Source organism: Bradyrhizobium semiaridum, assembly GCF_020329505.1.
Taxonomy (GTDB): domain Bacteria; phylum Pseudomonadota; class Alphaproteobacteria; order Rhizobiales; family Xanthobacteraceae; genus Bradyrhizobium; species Bradyrhizobium semiaridum.
Genome location: NZ_JAGKJJ010000002.1, coordinates 129,591 through 145,192, shown reverse-complemented (window position 1 = coordinate 145,192; position 15,602 = coordinate 129,591). Strand labels below are relative to the sequence as shown.

The 15,602-nt window shown below is 66.7% G+C and carries 17 protein-coding genes; 5 read left to right on the top strand and 12 right to left on the bottom strand.

Annotated elements, in window-relative coordinates:
* Nucleotides 1-40: 40 nt before the first annotated feature.
* The 4 genes from phnE (J6500_RS03085) to phnC form a co-directional block, all read right to left on the bottom strand.
* Complete coding sequence (gene phnE / locus J6500_RS03085) at nucleotides 41-889, bottom strand: phosphonate ABC transporter, permease protein PhnE (RefSeq protein ID WP_225711192.1); 849 nt, start codon at nucleotides 887-889, stop codon at nucleotides 41-43.
* The gene (gene phnE / locus J6500_RS03080; protein WP_225711191.1) at nucleotides 886-1,770 is read right to left on the bottom strand and encodes a phosphonate ABC transporter, permease protein PhnE; all 885 of its coding nucleotides are present in this window, start codon (nucleotides 1,768-1,770) and stop codon (nucleotides 886-888) included. Before phnE (J6500_RS03080) ends, phnE (J6500_RS03085) begins: the two co-directional genes overlap by 4 nt.
* Nucleotides 1,771-1,854: 84 nt before the next feature.
* Nucleotides 1,855-2,790: a phosphonate ABC transporter substrate-binding protein gene (phnD, locus tag J6500_RS03075; RefSeq protein WP_225711190.1), complete on the bottom strand. Its 936-nt coding sequence runs from the start codon at nucleotides 2,788-2,790 to the stop codon at nucleotides 1,855-1,857.
* A gap of 75 nt (nucleotides 2,791-2,865) precedes the next feature.
* On the bottom strand, nucleotides 2,866-3,681 hold the full coding sequence (gene phnC, locus J6500_RS03070) for a phosphonate ABC transporter ATP-binding protein (RefSeq protein WP_225711189.1): 816 nt from the start codon (nucleotides 3,679-3,681) through the stop codon (nucleotides 2,866-2,868).
* A 191-nt stretch (nucleotides 3,682-3,872) separates the two neighbouring features.
* Between phnC and J6500_RS03065 the strand changes: the two genes are divergently transcribed.
* Genes J6500_RS03065 through J6500_RS03055 form a run of 3 tightly spaced genes read left to right on the top strand, consistent with a single transcriptional unit; the run spans nucleotide 3,873 to nucleotide 6,412 of the window.
* Nucleotides 3,873-4,538: a transferase hexapeptide repeat family protein gene (locus J6500_RS03065; RefSeq protein WP_225711188.1), complete on the top strand. Its 666-nt coding sequence runs from the start codon at nucleotides 3,873-3,875 to the stop codon at nucleotides 4,536-4,538.
* Entirely contained in the window at nucleotides 4,535-5,707 is a 1,173-nt protein-coding gene (locus J6500_RS03060; protein WP_225711187.1) for an alpha-D-ribose 1-methylphosphonate 5-triphosphate diphosphatase, read from the top strand. Before J6500_RS03065 ends, J6500_RS03060 begins: the two co-directional genes overlap by 4 nt.
* A 12-nt stretch (nucleotides 5,708-5,719) precedes the next feature.
* The gene (locus J6500_RS03055; RefSeq protein ID WP_225711186.1) at nucleotides 5,720-6,412 is read left to right on the top strand and encodes a DUF1045 domain-containing protein; all 693 of its coding nucleotides are present in this window, start codon (nucleotides 5,720-5,722) and stop codon (nucleotides 6,410-6,412) included.
* On the opposite strand, the gene J6500_RS03050 is transcribed toward J6500_RS03055, so the two are convergent.
* On the bottom strand, nucleotides 6,409-6,879 hold the full coding sequence (locus tag J6500_RS03050; protein ID WP_225711185.1) for a LysR substrate-binding domain-containing protein: 471 nt from the start codon (nucleotides 6,877-6,879) through the stop codon (nucleotides 6,409-6,411). The two genes, J6500_RS03055 and J6500_RS03050, sit on opposite strands and share 4 nt — an antisense overlap.
* A gap of 193 nt (nucleotides 6,880-7,072) precedes the next feature.
* Here J6500_RS03050 and J6500_RS03045 point away from each other — a divergent pair, with 193 nt between their 5' ends.
* Nucleotides 7,073-8,203, top strand: coding sequence for an aromatic ring-hydroxylating oxygenase subunit alpha (locus tag J6500_RS03045; RefSeq protein ID WP_225711184.1), 1,131 nt, complete (start codon nucleotides 7,073-7,075; stop codon nucleotides 8,201-8,203).
* 18 nt (nucleotides 8,204-8,221) lie between these two features.
* On the top strand, nucleotides 8,222-9,007 hold the full coding sequence (locus tag J6500_RS03040; RefSeq protein WP_225711183.1) for a crotonase/enoyl-CoA hydratase family protein: 786 nt from the start codon (nucleotides 8,222-8,224) through the stop codon (nucleotides 9,005-9,007).
* Between the two features lie 18 nt (nucleotides 9,008-9,025).
* On the opposite strand, the gene hemC is transcribed toward J6500_RS03040, so the two are convergent.
* The 7 genes from hemC to J6500_RS03005 all read right to left on the bottom strand — a co-directional run bounded on the left by hemC (nucleotide 9,026) and on the right by J6500_RS03005 (nucleotide 15,600).
* Nucleotides 9,026-10,039, bottom strand: a complete 1,014-nt coding sequence (hemC, locus tag J6500_RS03035) for a hydroxymethylbilane synthase (RefSeq protein WP_225711182.1) — start codon at nucleotides 10,037-10,039, stop codon at nucleotides 9,026-9,028.
* A 60-nt stretch (nucleotides 10,040-10,099) separates the two neighbouring features.
* On the bottom strand, nucleotides 10,100-10,720 hold the full coding sequence (gene pncA / locus J6500_RS03030; protein ID WP_225711181.1) for a bifunctional nicotinamidase/pyrazinamidase: 621 nt from the start codon (nucleotides 10,718-10,720) through the stop codon (nucleotides 10,100-10,102).
* 5 nt (nucleotides 10,721-10,725) lie between these two features.
* Nucleotides 10,726-11,544 carry an aspartate dehydrogenase gene (locus J6500_RS03025; RefSeq protein WP_225711180.1) on the bottom strand — a complete coding sequence of 273 codons (819 nt, stop codon included), beginning with the start codon at nucleotides 11,542-11,544 and terminating at the stop codon, nucleotides 10,726-10,728.
* Nucleotides 11,544-12,926 (bottom strand): M20/M25/M40 family metallo-hydrolase, encoded by a 1,383-nt coding sequence (locus tag J6500_RS03020; RefSeq protein ID WP_249781317.1) that lies wholly within the window; start codon nucleotides 12,924-12,926, stop codon nucleotides 11,544-11,546. The genes J6500_RS03025 and J6500_RS03020 overlap by 1 nt, the downstream gene beginning before the upstream one ends.
* 161 nt (nucleotides 12,927-13,087) lie before the next feature.
* On the bottom strand, nucleotides 13,088-13,576 hold the full coding sequence (locus J6500_RS03015; protein WP_225711179.1) for a RidA family protein: 489 nt from the start codon (nucleotides 13,574-13,576) through the stop codon (nucleotides 13,088-13,090).
* Nucleotides 13,577-13,600: 24 nt separating this feature from the next.
* Entirely contained in the window at nucleotides 13,601-14,011 is a 411-nt protein-coding gene (locus J6500_RS03010; protein ID WP_225711178.1) for a c-type cytochrome, read from the bottom strand.
* Nucleotides 14,008-15,600, bottom strand: coding sequence for a flavin monoamine oxidase family protein (locus J6500_RS03005; RefSeq protein ID WP_225711177.1), 1,593 nt, complete (start codon nucleotides 15,598-15,600; stop codon nucleotides 14,008-14,010). The genes J6500_RS03010 and J6500_RS03005 overlap by 4 nt, the downstream gene beginning before the upstream one ends.
* Nucleotides 15,601-15,602: the final 2 nt, after the last annotated feature.

Below are 15,602 nucleotides of genomic sequence, written 5' to 3'. Positions count from 1 at the left end.
ATTCGGCCTCTCCCCCGCAGGCGGGGAGAGGCGAAGGAGCCTATACCACCGCCCGTTGCCCGATGATCGCAAAGCGCAGCTTGGTCGAGATGAAATCGATCGCCGCGACCGCGATCAGGATCATCAGGATCAGGAACGACACCTTCTGCCATTCCAGCACGCGGATCTGCTCGGCGAGTTGCAGGCCGATGCCGCCGGCGCCGACGATGCCGATGATGGTGGCCGAGCGCGTATTCGACTCGATGAAGTAGAGCACCTGCCCGGCGATCACGGGCAGCACCTGCGGCAGCAGGCCGAACCGAATCTCATGCAGCGCGTTGCCGCCGGAGGCGCGGATGCCCTCGACCTGCTTGCGGTCGGCCGCCTCGATCGCCTCGGAGAACAGCTTTCCGAACGCGCCGAAGTCGGACACCATGATCGCGAGCACGCCGGCGAACGGGCCGAGACCGACGACGTTGATCCAGACCAGCGCCCAGATCAGCGTGTCGACGCCGCGGATCGAATCCAGGAAGCGGCGCACCGGAAAGCGGATGAGGTTGGACGGGATGACGTTGCGCGCCGCCAGCAGGCTGACCGGCAGCGCCAGCACCGCGGCGAGCGTGGTGCCGAGCAGCGCGATCGACAGCGTCTCGCCGAGCGCCTGCATGTAGAGCGGGAACGACGAGCCGGGGTTCGGCGGCATCATCAGCATGGTGATCCAGCCGAGCTCGCTGATGCCCTTGATCAGCTTCGTCGGCGAGAAGTCGAGATCGACCAGGCCGTAGATGAAGATCGCGAACGCCGCGGCGATCATCGCCGGCAGCGCCAGCCGTGCCGATGCGGGACGTTCGAACACGTCGGGATACTTCGCGCGCAGTTCCTCGGTGTTCGGCCTCGGCAGCTGGCTCATCGCCGCGTCTCCTTGCCGAACAGCCGGCCGCGCAGCCAGCCGGTCGAGATGTCGATGATGAACACCGTGACGATGATGGTGACGAGGATGGCGCTGACGTCGGAGTAATAGAACTTGCGGATCGCGACCACGAGCTCCTGCCCGATGCCGCCGGCGCCGACGAAGCCCATCACCGAGGCCTCGCGGACGTTGATCTCGAAGCGCAGCAGCGCGTAGCTGGCATAGCCGGCCGAGACCTGCGGCAGCACCGCAAAGCGCATGCAGGACAGCCAGCTCGCGCCGGTGGAGCGGATGCCCTCGACCGGCTTCATGTCGGCGTTCTCGACGATCTCGGCGAACAGCTTGCCGAGCGCGCCGGTCGAATGGATCGCGATCGCGAGCACGCCGGCCATCGGCCCGAGCCCGAAGGCGATCACGAAGATCAGCGCGAACACGATGCCGGGCACGGTGCGGGCGAATTCCAACAGGCGCCGCACCACAAAGCGCAGCCACGGTCCGGGCGAAGTGTTCTGGGCCGCGAAGAAGTTCAGCGCGAAGGCGAGCACCGCCCCGGTGAGCGTGCCGACATAGCTGATCAGGATGGTCTCGCCGAGCAGCTTCAGCCACTTTTGCCAGCCCCAGAACCACTCGGCCGGGTCGGTCCAGACCCGTGCGCCGGAATCCAGCGTGAGGATGCGGTCGAAATAGCTGATGAAGTTGCCGAAATAGGTGAACAGCGTCCGCAGATTCACTTCCGCGCCGAACGCGGCAAGCAGCAGCGCCGCGCAGAACAGGGCGGTCGCCAGCGCCGCCTTCAGCCGCTTGCGCGCGACCGCCTTGCGATAGGTCTCTTCAAGCGCCGCCAGTTGCGGGGCCGGAAGAATGGATACGGCGGTCGCCATCGATGGGCCCAGTCGGGTTGGGAGAGTTGAAACGGAAAAGGGCCGGGTTGTCGAAACCCGGCCCGGTTCGCTCGTTGCGTTCGATCAGCTGGCCTTCTTCTTGCGCAGGCTGTCGACGAACTTGATCAGCTCGATGGTGCCGTCCCAATCCTTGGTGGTGGCGGGATGGAAGCCCTTCTTCTGGCCGTCGGAGAGGCGGTCGAAGGCGGCCTTGTCCTTGGTCGGCGCGTCGAAGAACGCCTTGGCGATCGCAGCCTTCAGGTCTTCCGGCAGGTCGGCGTTATAGGCATAGGGCCCGTTGATGATCGGCGCCGACTTGTGGATGATGCGGAAATCATCCTTCTTCATCGCCGAGCCGTCGGCGTTCTTCAGCATGCCCTTGTGCAGCATCTGGGCGAGCGTGGAGTCGTCGTCGCTGGTCCACTGATTGGCGGCCACGTCGACCGTGCCCTGCGAGAGCGCCAGCACGGCGTTCTCGTGGCTGCCGGTGAACACGACCTTGCCGAAATAGCCCTCGGCGTCATGGATGCCCATCTTGTCGAGTTCGAAGCGCGGCACGTTGTTGCCCGAGGTCGAGTTCGGGTCGACCAGGCCGAGGTTCTTGCCCTTGAGGTCGTCGACCTTCTGGTAGGGGCTCGAGGCCTTGACGAAGAACACCGAGTAGTAGCCGGTCGAGCCGTCGGCGTTGATGTCGTTGGCGAAGGCGTCGGTCTTGACGCCGGTCAGGCGGGCGCGCGCGAACGAGGCCGAGCCGTAGCTCGCGATCTGGATGTTGCCGGCGCGCTGGCCCTCGATGACAGCCGCGTAGTCGTTGGCGATGCGCAGGTTGACCTTGACGCCGAGTTCCTTGGACAGATACGCGACGAAGGGCGTCCAGCGTTCGGTGACGCCGGAGGCGTTTTCCGCCGGAACGACGGCGAAGGTCAGTTCGGGATACTTCGCCTTGTAGTCCTGCGCCGAGGATGAGCCGGCGAAAGCCAGCGCGGCAGCGCCGGCCAGCACGATGCGACGAGTGATCATGATTACCCCTCCAGTGGTGGTCCTGTTGGCCGGGCGAAATGCCCGGCCGCCCTCAATTTCCAAAAATGCGCGCGCTCAGGCGGCGGCAGCGCTGCCGAGCACCGGTGCAGTTGCGCCATCGGGCGTGGGCTGCGGCGCCGCGCCGATGACGTCATTGGCCTCGAGATCGTAGAGCTCGCGGGCGACATGGTCGGTCAGCGCCGCCGGCGCGCCGTCGAACACGACGCGGCCCGCCGCCATGCCGATCAGGCGGTCGCAGTAGGTCCGCGCCAGGTCGAGCGAGTGCAGATTGCAGAGCACCGTGATGCCGAAATGCTTGTTGATGCGTAGCAGCGCGTCCATCACGATCTTGGTGTTACGCGGATCGAGCGAGGCGATCGGCTCGTCGGCGAGAATGACATCGGGCTCCTGCACCAGCGCGCGGGCGATCGCGACGCGCTGCTGCTGGCCGCCGGAGAGCTGATCGGCGCGCTGCGCTGCGTATTGCGCAATGTCGAACTGCTCGAGCGCGGACATCGCAAGCGCCCTGTCCTGCTCCGGCCACACCTGCGCCAGCGAGCGCCAGGACGGGATCTGCGCGAGGCTGCCCATCAGCACATTGGTGAGGACGTCGAGCCGGCCGACCAGGTTGAATTGCTGGAAGATCATCGCCGAACGCGCCCGCCACCGCCGCAAATCCTTGCCGCGCAGCGCGGTGACGTCGGTACCCTCGAACAGGATGCGGCCGGAGGTCGGATCGGCGAGACGGTTGATCATCCTGAGCAGCGTCGACTTGCCGGCGCCGGAACGGCCGATCACGCCGACGAAGCTGCCCGGCGCGATCGAGAAAGACGCGTTGTCGACCGCGGCTTTTGCGCCGAAACGGCACGTCAAACCTTCCACTACCAGCATGCAATGCTCCAACCGCGTCGCGTTGGGCCACCGCTATCCCCGGCGTTTTACAGTTATGTGACGGCGCTACTGCACTGCGGCGATCGTCCACACCCCTCTCTTGCCGTCATCGCCGTGTCATGATGTTGTCATCATGCGTCGTGATGACACGCCATCTCCCCGAAATGCCAAAGGATTTGCGGAGTGCTCTGATGGCCGGAAAAACACTCTCGGTCGTGCCGACCGTTGATCCCAGCGCGTCGGTGCGCGAAAGCAAGCTAGGCAAATATACTGAGGTCGGCGCACGCACGATCCTGCTCGAAGTCAGCATGGATAACTATTCCTACGTCGTGAACGACAGCCAGATCACCTACACCTCGATCGGAAAGTTCTGCTCGATCGCGGCGATGACCCGGATCAATCCCGGCAATCATCCGATGCAGCGCGCTAGCCAGGCGCATTTCACCTATCGCGCCAGCGCCTATTTTCCCGGCGAGGGTGACGACACCGAGTTCTTCAACTGGCGACGTGCGCATCACGTGCATATCGGCCATGACGTCTGGATCGGTCACGGCGCGGTCCTGCTGCCGGGACGCAACGTCGGAACCGGCGCCGTGATTGCTGCCGGCGCCGTTGTGACCAAGGATGTGCCGGCCTACACCGTCGTAGCCGGTAATCCGGCCCGCCCGGTGAAGCGGCGCTTCACTGAGGCGATTGCCGATCGCCTCACGACGCTGGCATGGTGGGACTGGGATCATGAGTCGCTTCGCCGCGCGCTGCCCGATTTCCGCAAGCTTCCGGTCGATGAGTTCCTCGACAAATACGAGGCCGCGAGCGCGGCCCGATCAGACAACAACCAGCGGAGTGCCGCATCGTGACTGACATTTTCATCGCAGGCGGACGCACGCTGATCGACGGCGCCTTCGTCGAGACCTCGCTGCGGACCGCGGGCCGCGACATCGGCGCGCTCGATGCCGAGCAGGGCCGCGCCGCGCTGCATATCGATGCCGGCGGGCTCTTGGTGCTGCCGGGGATCATCGATCTGCATGGCGACGCCTTCGAGCGGCAGATGATGCCGCGCCCCGGCGTCGACTTCCCGATCGACGTCGCGCTGATCGACAGCGACCGCCAGGCGATCGCCAACGGCATCACCACCGTCTATCACGGCACGACCTGGTCATGGGAGCCCGGCCTGCGCAGCGCGGAGAATGCGCGCAAGCTGCTCGACGCGATCGAGGCGCTGCGCCCGCAGCTCGCCGCCGACACGCGCTTCCATCTGCGCCACGAGACCCACAATCTCGCCGCCGAAGCCGAGATCATCCGGTGGCTCAGCGAAGGCCGCATCGATCTGTTCGCCTTCAACGACCACAGCAACGTCAAACCGAAGAAGCGCAATCAATCCGCCGAGCGCGCCGGGCTCTCGCTCGAGGCCTTCAACGAGCTGATCGATCAGGTCGTCGCGCGCCGCCCCGAAGTCCCGGCCTCGATCGCGCGGCTTGCCGCCGCCGCGCGCGAGGCCAATGTGCGCATGCTCTCGCATGACGACAACACCCCCGCGATGCGGCAGGAGTTTCGCGCGCTCGGCGCCACGATCGCCGAATTCCCGGTCAACGAGGAGACCGCGCGCGATGCCGCCGCGGCCGGCGACTTCATCGTGTTCGGCGCGCCCAACGTGGTGCGCGGCGGCAGCCACACCGGCTGGACCAGGGCGTCCGACATGATCGCCAAGGGCCTCTGCTCCGTGCTGGCGTCCGACTACTATTATCCGGCACAGCTGCTCGCCGCCTTCCGCCTCGCCGGCGACGGCATCCTGCCGCTCGCCAAGGCGTGGGACCTGATCTCCGCGGCGCCGGCGCGCGCCGCCGGGCTCGACAATCGCGGCGTGCTCGCCGCCGGCCGCCGCGCCGACATCATCCTGGTCGACGACCAGGTGCCGCTGCGGCCGCGCATCGTGGCCGTCATCGCCGCCGGCCGGCTGGTGCATCTGGCGGATGCAAGCTGCCTCGTTCACTCGCTCGCGCCGCGCAAGACGGTTGCGGCAGCGTAGCCGGGCTGATCCATGGGCAACTTCCCGCGCTACGCCATCTACCATGCGCCATCAGCCGACAGCGAGCTGCACCGCTTCGGCGCCACGATGCTCGGCTACGACGCGGCCTCGGGCGGCGATCTGCCCTTCCCCGACGGCGTCGCGCCGGACTGGCGCGAGCTGACGCAGGACCCGCGCAAATACGGATTCCACGCCACGCTGAAGGCTCCGATGGCGCTCGCCGACGGCAAGTGCGAGGCGGAGCTGCTCGACGCCTGTGCCGCCTTCGCCGATCGCCCACGCTGCATCCCGCTGATCGAGCCGGTGGTCGATGCGATCAGCGGCTTCATCGCGGTGATCCCGGCCAGGCGCTCCGATGATCTGCAGCAGCTCGCCGCCGACTGCGTCACCGAGTTCGACGCGTTCCGCGCACCGCTGACGCCGGAGGATCGTGCGCGGCGCAACCCGGCGAAGCTGTCGGCACGGCAATGCGAATATCTCGATCGCTGGGGCTATCCGTACGTCATGGAGGAATTCCGCTTCCACATGACGCTGACCGGACGGTTGAGCGACGAGCGGCGCGGCCCGATCGTGGCGTGGCTGCGCGAGCGGTTTGCCGCGACCGGCCTTGCTACGCTCGCAGTCGACCGCATCGCCCTGTTCAAGCAGGACGACGGCGGCTCACGCTTCCGGATCATCGGTAGCTGGCCGCTGCGGACGAGCTAGCTTTCCCTCGCAACTTCGGCCAGCAGCCACCTCTTGAACGCCTGCAGCGCGCGGCTGCGCTGCGCGCCCGGTGGATGAACCAGCCAATAGCTGCCGGTCATGTGGCTCACCGGCAGGAGCCGGCGAATGGTGCCGCGCCGTTCACTTTCTGCAATGAACGGTTCGAGCGCGAGCGCGATCCCGGCGCCGCGTTCGGCGGCCTGCAGCGCCGCCACAAAGCTGTCGACCGCGACCGCCCGCGCCGATTGCGGTACGGTCTCGCCGGCATGCTTGAACCAGAGCGGCCACGCGGCGGGGAATGTCGACACCTCGATCAGGACGGCGCGGCCGAGGTCGGCAGCCGTGCGCAGCTTCAGCCGCCGTGCCAGCGCCGGCGTGCCGACCGGAACGGTCCTGACGTCCATCAAGCGATGCGCAACGACGCCCTCGGCCTTGTCGGGCCCGAAGCTGATGCCGGCATCGAACATCTCGGTGTCGAAATCGACATTGCGGTTCGAGGTCTCGGCCGATCCTAGCGGCCTGCGCCGCCCGCTGTCGATCTCGGATGAATGTCATTCATCCGAAACGTCACGCTTTCGCTTGTCGCAAGAGCCGCAATGTCGGATTCTACGCATCATATCGAGCCGGTCGACAGGCCGGCCGAGCCAGCGGAGGGCAGCGATGAGGGCGCAACTCGCGGACGAAGCTTCCGTCGTCGACCGGATCCTGCAGCATATCGACGCGAAATCGACCGACCTCAGCGACGGCGTCTGGCACGAACCGGTCGCGCATTATCTGTCGCAGGACCGCTTCGCTGCCGAGATCGCCCACGCGTTCCGTCGCACGCTGACGCCGTTCTGTCCGTCCGCCGCGCTGGCCGAGATCGGCGCCTATGTCGCGCGCGACGCGGCGCTGACGCCGATCATCGCGATCCGCGGCGCCGACGGCGTCGCGCGCGCCTTCCGCAACGCGTGCCGCCACCGCGGCGTGCAGCTGGTCGACGGCACCGGCTGCAGGAAGGCACTGACCTGCCGCTATCACGGCTGGACCTACGGCCTCGACGGCCGGCTGCGCGGCATCCCCGACGAGCACGGTTTTCCGGGTCTCGACAAGACCACGCACGGTCTCGTGCCGGTCACCTGCATCGAGCGCGGCGGCCTGGTGTTCGTCTCCCAGGACGATCCCGCCGCGGCATCCGACGCCACCGACATGCCGACCTTGTTCGGCGACGACTGGACGCTGTATTCGACCAATACGCAGGAGGTCGAGGCCAACTGGAAGATCGTCGCCGAGGGATTCCTCGAGGGCTATCACATCCGCTCGACGCATCAGGATACGTTCTATCCGCTGCAATACGACAATCTCAACGTGATCGAGGCCTTCGGCCGCAACAGCCGGATCAGCTTCCCCTACCGGCGCATCGAGAAGCTGCGCAATGTGCCGCCGGGCGAGCGCAGGACCGACGGCATGCTGACGCATGTCTATCATTTGTTCCCGAACGTGATGCTCTCGACCTTCCCGACCAACCGGCTGATGACGGTACTGGAGCCGCTGGCGGCTGGCCGCACCCGCCTCGTCACCTACACGCTGTCGAACCAGATCGCGGCGGAGGACGGCCGCGCCGCCGTTGCGCAGGGCCGCGATTTCGTCACCGCCGGCGCCGCCGAGGACCGCCAGATGGCTTGCGCCGCGCAGCGCGGCCTCGCAACGCGCGCCAACGACCATTTCACCTTCGGCCTGTTCGAAGGTGCGATCAGGCACTTTCATCGCAACCTGGCCGCGACCATCGACCGCGGCATGAACCCACGCTGATTCATCGAGGACCCGAGCATGGAGCATCCGACCGTCAGATACCAAACCGAGCAGGCGGTCGCGATCGTGACGATCGACCGCTATGACGCGGCGCGCAATGCGGTGAATCCCGAGACCGCACAGGGGCTGGCACACGCCTTTCGCGCCTTCGACCGCGATCCCGCGCTGTCGGTCGCGATCCTGACCGGCGCAGGCGGCGCGTTCTGCGCCGGCTTCGATCTGAAGCGCACCGCGGCCGGCCATCGCGGCCACCGCGTCGAGAACGGCGACGGCCCGATGGGCCCGACCCGGATGAAGCTGTCGAAGCCGGTGATTGCCGCGATCGAGGGACCGGCGGTGGCGGGCGGGCTCGAGCTTGCGATCTGGTGTGACCTGCGCGTCGCGGCGCGCGACGCCACCTTCGGCGTCTATTGCCGGCGCTTCGGCGTACCCCTGATGGATCTCGGAACCGTGCGCCTGCCGCGGTTGATCGGCCACAGCCGGGCGATGGACATGATCCTCACCGGGCGCGGCGTCTCGGGCGAGGAGGCCGGCGCGATCGGACTGGCCAACCGTGTCGTCGCGCCGGGCAGTGCGCTTGCCGAGGCGCGACGGCTCGCCCATGAGCTGTGCCGCCTGCCGCAGGCTGCGCTGCGCAGCGACCGGCTCTCCGCCATCGAGCAGTGGGAGCTCGGCTGGGAACAGGCCACGCTGAACGAGTTCCGCCTCGGGCTCGCGACCGTCGCGACCGGCGAGACCGAGGCCGGCGCGCGCCGTTTTGCCGGTGGCAAAGGCCGGCACGGCGATTTCGCCGACATTACGTGAGGATTGGCGTGCGGATCGCTAACGCTCGTCCGGCCGCGTGCGGGCGATGATCTCGGCAGCGCCCTTGTCGAGCAGCTCCATGCCGACGGCGCGGCCGAGCTCGCGCGGCCGATCGGCCGGCCCTCGCCGCGTCACCTCGATGAAGCCGGCGCCGGCTTCGTCGAGCACGGAGGCGCGCAGCGTCATCTCGGCGCCCTGCAGCGTGGCGTGACCGGCGATCGGCGAATTGCAGTGGCCGTTCAGCACCCATAGCACCTCGCGCTCGGCCTCCGCGGCCAAGCGCGATGGCGCGTTATCGATCAGCGCCAGCCGGGCGCGCGTCACCCAGTCGTTACAGACGCATTCGACCGCAACGATACCCTGGCCGACCGCCGGCAGCATCTCATCGACCGAGAAATCATGCGCAATGCGCGCGGTGAGGCCGATCCGCTCCAACCCGGAGCGCGCCATGACGAGCGCATCCGCCGGTCCGACCTCGCCGCCCCCCGGCAGCCGCTGCTTGTCGCCGCGATCGAGTTTTGCGACCCGCGTATCGGCGGCGCCGCGGAAGTGGATCACGGTGGCTTCGGGGAACAGCCGGCGCAGATAGGCGGCGCGGCGCACCGCGTTGGTGCCGATCATCATTCCCTTGCCGCGCGCGGCACGGAAGGCGTCAAGCGACAGGCCGGGCCGCAGCACGAGGCAATCATTGGCGGCATCGCGCGGCAGCAGCGCCGCGATCACGAGACCCGGCGTCTCTTCATTGCCCGGCACGTCCTTGAGCGAATGCATCGCGGCCTGCAAGGTGCCCGCACGCATCGCCTCGCGGATCTCGGCGACGAAGGCGCCGCCTTTGCCGCCATGGCGGAGCAGCTTGCTGGTCTGGTCCTGGTCGCCGCGGGTCTCGAACTTGACGACATCGACGGCGAGGTCCGGCGCCGAGGCGCGCAATAGCCGCGCGACCTCCTCGGTCTGCGCCAGCGCCATCGCGCTCTTGCGCGTCCCGATCCGTAAAACCTGTCCCGCCACAGGGTCTCCGCTAGATATGCTCATCGACCGCGGATTAGAACAAAAGGCCAGTCAAAACAACGGTTTTTGCCTCCGCGATCCCGCTCAGGCGACGTCGTCCACGAGCGCGACGCCGGCCCCCGTCATGGCCGCGACGGCGGCCGCGAGCGAGCCGGCGAGATCGATGGCACGGCAGCCCGCCAGCACGACCGTGGTGTCGAAACCGAGACGGCGCGCATCGAGCGCCGAATACTGCACGCAGTAGTCCGTCGCGAGCCCTGCCATGACGATGCGCTTGAGGCCGCGCTCCCGCAGATAGCCGGCGAGCCCAGTCGGCGTCGTCCGGTCGTTCTCGAAGAACGCGGAGTAGGAATCGATCGCGCCGCGAAATCCCTTGCGGATCACCAGCTCAGCCCGGTCGGTCACCAGCTCTGGATGGAACGCCGCGCCCTTCGTCCCCTGGATGCAATGGTCGGGCCACAGCGTCTGCGGGCCGTAGGGCATGGAGACGGACGAGAACGGCGCGGCACCCGGATGCGAGGTGGCAAAGGAGCTGTGGCCCTTCGGGTGCCAGTCCTGGGTCAGCACGACGTGGTCGAACCGCTCCGCCAGCCGGTTAACCACAGGCACCACGGCATCGCCGTCGGCGACCGCCAGCGCGCCGCCCGGGCAGAAATCGTTCTGCACGTCGATGACGAGCAGCAGATCGTCGGGTGCAATCCTCACGGCCGTCACGTCCCGACCCGCAGTGAAGCGCGCAGCTTGCGCAGGCAGGCGATCACCGACAGCGCGGTGATGCGGCCGGTCTTCGGATTGTCGGAGGGAATGTTCTCGATCGTCATCGAGAACCGCGCCGCGTCGGAATCGACGTCGATACGGTGGGTGTTGCGCGTCACCGTCGGATCGGCCCAAATCTCGACCCGGGTGCGATCCGGCCCGATGCCGGCCAGCGACAGCGCCACCGCGACGTTGAGATTGGCCGGAAAGCCCTTCGCGGCGTCACGCGCGCTGCCCTCGAACACGCGCACCGGCTCCCTGATGCCTTCGATCCGGATGTCGTTCTCGACCAGATACGACGCGCCGAGGAGGCCCGCGACCGGCTTGCGCGTTACGAGCCTTGCCGAATGGATGGTGCCTTCCGCTGCGGCGGTCACCGCATCGAGCCCGATCAGCGCGCCGGTCGGCACGATGATCTGGCCGCCATGGGTTTTCGCGAGATCGACGAGGTCCTCGTTCTGCAGCAGCGCGCCGACGCTCAGCACCACGGCGGTCTTGCCGCGTTCGACCACCGGCGCCACGATCGCGCGCACCATCTTGCTCGGCGCGCACTCGACCACGACGTCGGCGACCTCGGCGAGCTGCTCGACCGGCACCATCTCCGGCGCCGTCCTGAGCTCTGCGAGCCAGCTGCGGTGTTTCTCCGGGCTGTTCGCCGAGACCGCGACCAGCATCAGGCCGTCGATGCCCTGATCGAGCGCCTTGACGACGTCGGCGCCGATCGCCCCGAGACCGGCGACCGCGACGCGTGTCGTTCTTGCGCGCTCCGCCATCACTTGCCGCCGGCGAGCATCTTGACCAGACGATAGAGATACTCTTGCCCCTCGTAGAACGACTTCACCGCCACGCGTTCGTCCTTGCCATGGTTCCTGTTGTCGTCGACATCGGCGGCAAGCCCGGAGTGGCCGTAGGTCGGAATCCCCGCATTGCGCAGGTAGCTGCCGTCGGTGGCGCCGGTGCTCATGACCGGAACGATCGCAGCATCCGGCCAGAACTCCTTCGACAGTTTCTCGATCGATCCCATGATCTCCTCGTTGAGCGGCGATGGCGGGCTCAGCACCGCCTGGCCGCCGACCACCTCGATCTGCTTGTCGGCGAGCACGCGTTCGATCTGGGCCTGCACGCTCTCGACCGGCTCGCCGGGCAGGATCCGGCAATTCACCCCTGCGGCCGCAAGCTGCGGCAGCGCATTGATGGCGTGGCCACCCTGCAACATCGTGGCGACGCAGGTGGTGCGGAGCTGGGCGTTGTAGCCCGGATTCTCCGACAGCCGAGCCAGCGCCGCCGGATCGGGCTGTGGCGCCAGGATGGCGCGGATGTCGTCGGCGTTCTGCTTGCTTTCGGTCTCGGCCGTCTTCGCGAAATAGATCCGGGTGGTCTCGTTGAGATTGAGCGGGAAATCGTACTTCGAAAGCCGAACCAGACCTTCGGCGAGTCGGTAGATCGCATTGTCCTTGCGCGGCAGCGACGAGTGCCCGCCGCGGTCCTTCACCGTGAGCTTGTAGCTGGTCGAGACCTTCTCGCTGGTCTGCACGCTGTTGCGGATCGCCTTGCCGTTCTTGAGGCCGACACCGCCGCCTTCGTTCAGGGCGAACTCGGCGTCGATCAGGTCGCGGTGGTTCTTGAGCAGCCACTGCATGCCGAGGCCGTCGGCGTCGAGGATCTCCTCGTCGGTCTCCAGCGCGATGATGATGTCGCGGTCGGGCTTGTAGCCCTCCTTCTTGTAGCGGATCAGGTTGGTGACGAAGGTGGCCGCCATGTATTTGTCGTCGCTAGAGCCGCGGCCGTAGAAATATCCGCCCTCCTCGGTCAGCTTGAACGGATCGTACGACCAATCCTCGCGCTTGGCAGGAACGACGTCGATATGGGCGACCAAAAGGATCGGCTTGCGCGCGCCGGAGCCGCGCAGCCGCGCCACGAGATTGCCCTTGCGCGGCGCCGGCGAGAACACGTGGACGTCGCCCTCGGGGAAGCCGGCCGCGCGTAGCCGTGCGCCCAGCGCCTCCGCCGCCTTCTGGGTGTCACCGGTCGCGGTGGTGGTGTCGATCTCGACCAGCTCCTGATAGATGCCGCGGGCAAACTGCTGCTGCTCGGTCAGCCCCTGCGCGGCGGCAGGGGTTGCCAGCACCGAAGCGACGACTGCCGAAAGCAGCAACAATCGAGTCATTTTTCGGATGTTTTGCGACATGACGCTCTCCCCGGAGTTCTCACCGTCTCGCCGGCTGAATTCAGACAGGCGCCAGCGTCTTTGGCAAGGCGGCGAGCCCTTCAATTTCCGCGCGCATGCCCCGCAATTTCGCGCGTTATTTAGAGACCTTATTTCGTCTCCTTGACCGCGATCACCTCGATCTCGACCAGGAAGCCGGGATTGGCGAGCGCAGCGACGCCGACCACCGAGCGTGCCGGCAGGTTCGGCTGGCTGCCGCCGAAGAACTGGGTGTAACCTTCCATGAAGGCCTTGAAGTTCATCGGCGCAGAGGCGTTGTGCACTAAAAACACCTGCATCTTGACGACGTCGCCCATGCCGAGCCCCTGGCCTTCCAGGATGCCCTTGATGCGGTTGAGCACGCCGACGGTCTGGGTCTTGGTATCGCCGAACGCCTGCACGCTCGATGGATCGGCATCCTTGTTGATGACCGGCGGCACCTGGCCGCTGACGTAGACCGTCGTGGCATTGCCAGTGACGGTGACCGCCTGCGCAATCGGGAACGTCGAGTTCGGAATCGGATGGCGGATCACCTCGGCAGAGGCAGCGGCCGCCGCGACGGACAGCATGGCGCCGAGAACGAGAGTTGCGAGTTTCATGAGTCCCCCATTGCTTGATCGCGGCTAGCGGCGGGCATCCTGGACGTCCTTCGTCGATACCGCGTCCTGATAATCGTTGCCGAAATGCGTCCGCAGATAATTCACGACGGCGGCGACCTGACCATCGGTCATCATGTCGCCGAAGGCCGGCATGCCGCGGCGGCCGTTGATGACGAGGAACACCGGATAGCTGCCGGTTTCGAGATTCTTGTTGGCGGCCAGTGACGGATAGTTGCCGGCGCCGCTCGCCCCGGTCGCGTCCGGCATGTGGCAACCTTGGCAGACATTGGCGAACAGCTCCTCGCCGGTCATCTCGACGAAGCGGTAGCCGTCGGAGAAGGTGCGGCGGCTGGCGGCGCCGTCCTGCCCGATTGCCGCGGTGGCCGACAGCAGCGTCAGCGCTGCCGCCGCCGATGTCGTTGCCCAGCGCATCATATCTTCACCACGCGTTCGTGCAGCCGCGCGATCGCATCGAGCGATGAGAGGATCGCGCCCTCCTGCCACGCGGGCAGGTCGGAGGCGTGCTCGCCCGCCAGCACGATGCGGCCATCGATCTGGCAGAGATTGCGGTAATGCTGCGCGCGCCCGGCATCGCTCCATTCGCCGCTGCAACCGAGCGTAAACGGCACACGGTGCCAGGCCACTGCCACGCCGGTCTCGAACTCCTTGCGGTATTGCGGATGGATCTTGGCACCGAATTCGACCGCGCTCGCGACCCGCTCGGCCGGCGGCATCGCAGTGAACTCGTAGGAATTGGCGCCTTCGAACAGATAGGCGCCGAGCAGGATGCCGCGGCCACTGCGGTTGAAGTCGTAGTTCGGATAGGCGATCTGCCGGATCGGCAAATCCGTGTAGCTGATGCCGCCATAGATCGCCTCGTCCTCTTCCCAGAAGCGGCGCTTGAATTGCAGCCCGACCTTTACCGAGCCGGCATAGGGCAAGGCGTCGATTGCATTCTTCATGGGCGCGCCGACATCGACCGGCAGCTGGCTGAGGATCGACAGCGGGATGGTGCAGATGCACCAGTCGGCGGTGGCCTGCTGCACAGCCGAAGGATTGGCCGTATCGACATAGCTGACGGTGACGCCGGAGCCGTTCTGCTGGACCTGCGTCACCTTGGCGTTGTAGCGGATGAGATCGCCGACCTCGCGCGCGAACGCCTTGCCGATCATGTCCATGCCGCCGACCGGCTGGAACATCGTAGTCTGGAAATTGTAGCGGGCGAAGGCCTGCAGATATCGCCACAGCCGCGAGCGCAGGATCTCCGACAGCGCGATCGGCTCGCTCGGCAGCGGATCGGCCGACAGCCCGCCGCCGGGATCGCGCGCATAGCCGCGGAACTCGGATGACAACATGTTGGCGCTGTACTTGTAGTCGCGATCGAGCGCGCCCCAGGCGCGCAGCGATTGCAGCAGGATTTCCTGATCCTCCTTGCTGACGGCCTCGTCGAGCCTGCCCTGCTGCGTGACCTTGGCGAGCAACTCGGACACTTGGCCCTGGAAATCCGCCTTGATGCTGCGGATGCGTTGCGGCGTGCCATTGAATGCGCGCGTCGCGTGCAGATAGGCGTTGTGGTTGAGCTGTATGAACGGCTCCAGCGCCACGTTGAGCCGCTTGCAGTAATCGAGCAGCGCGCGATGATGATAGGGAATCCGCCACGGCCCGGGATTGATGTAGAGCCCCTGCTCGAATTCGCATGTCTGCTTGAAGCCGCCGAGCTCGACAATGCTGTCGCCGCCGCGGATGGTCCAGTTGCGGCCGCCGGGGCGGCTGTTGAATTCGAGGATCTGGACCTTGTAGCCGGCCTTGCGCAATTCCAGTGCCGCCGTCATGCCGGCGAGACCAGCGCCGAGGATCAGCACGGAGGCGCCCTTCGGATCGCCTGCGAGCTTCAGCGGTCCCCTGTAGGCTGACTCGGACGCGAAGCCGAGGCTGGTCATCGCGTGATACATCGCCGAGCTGCCGGCGATGGTACCGATCAGCGCCAGCAAATCCCGACGCCTGATCACGGATCCGTTCTGCACCG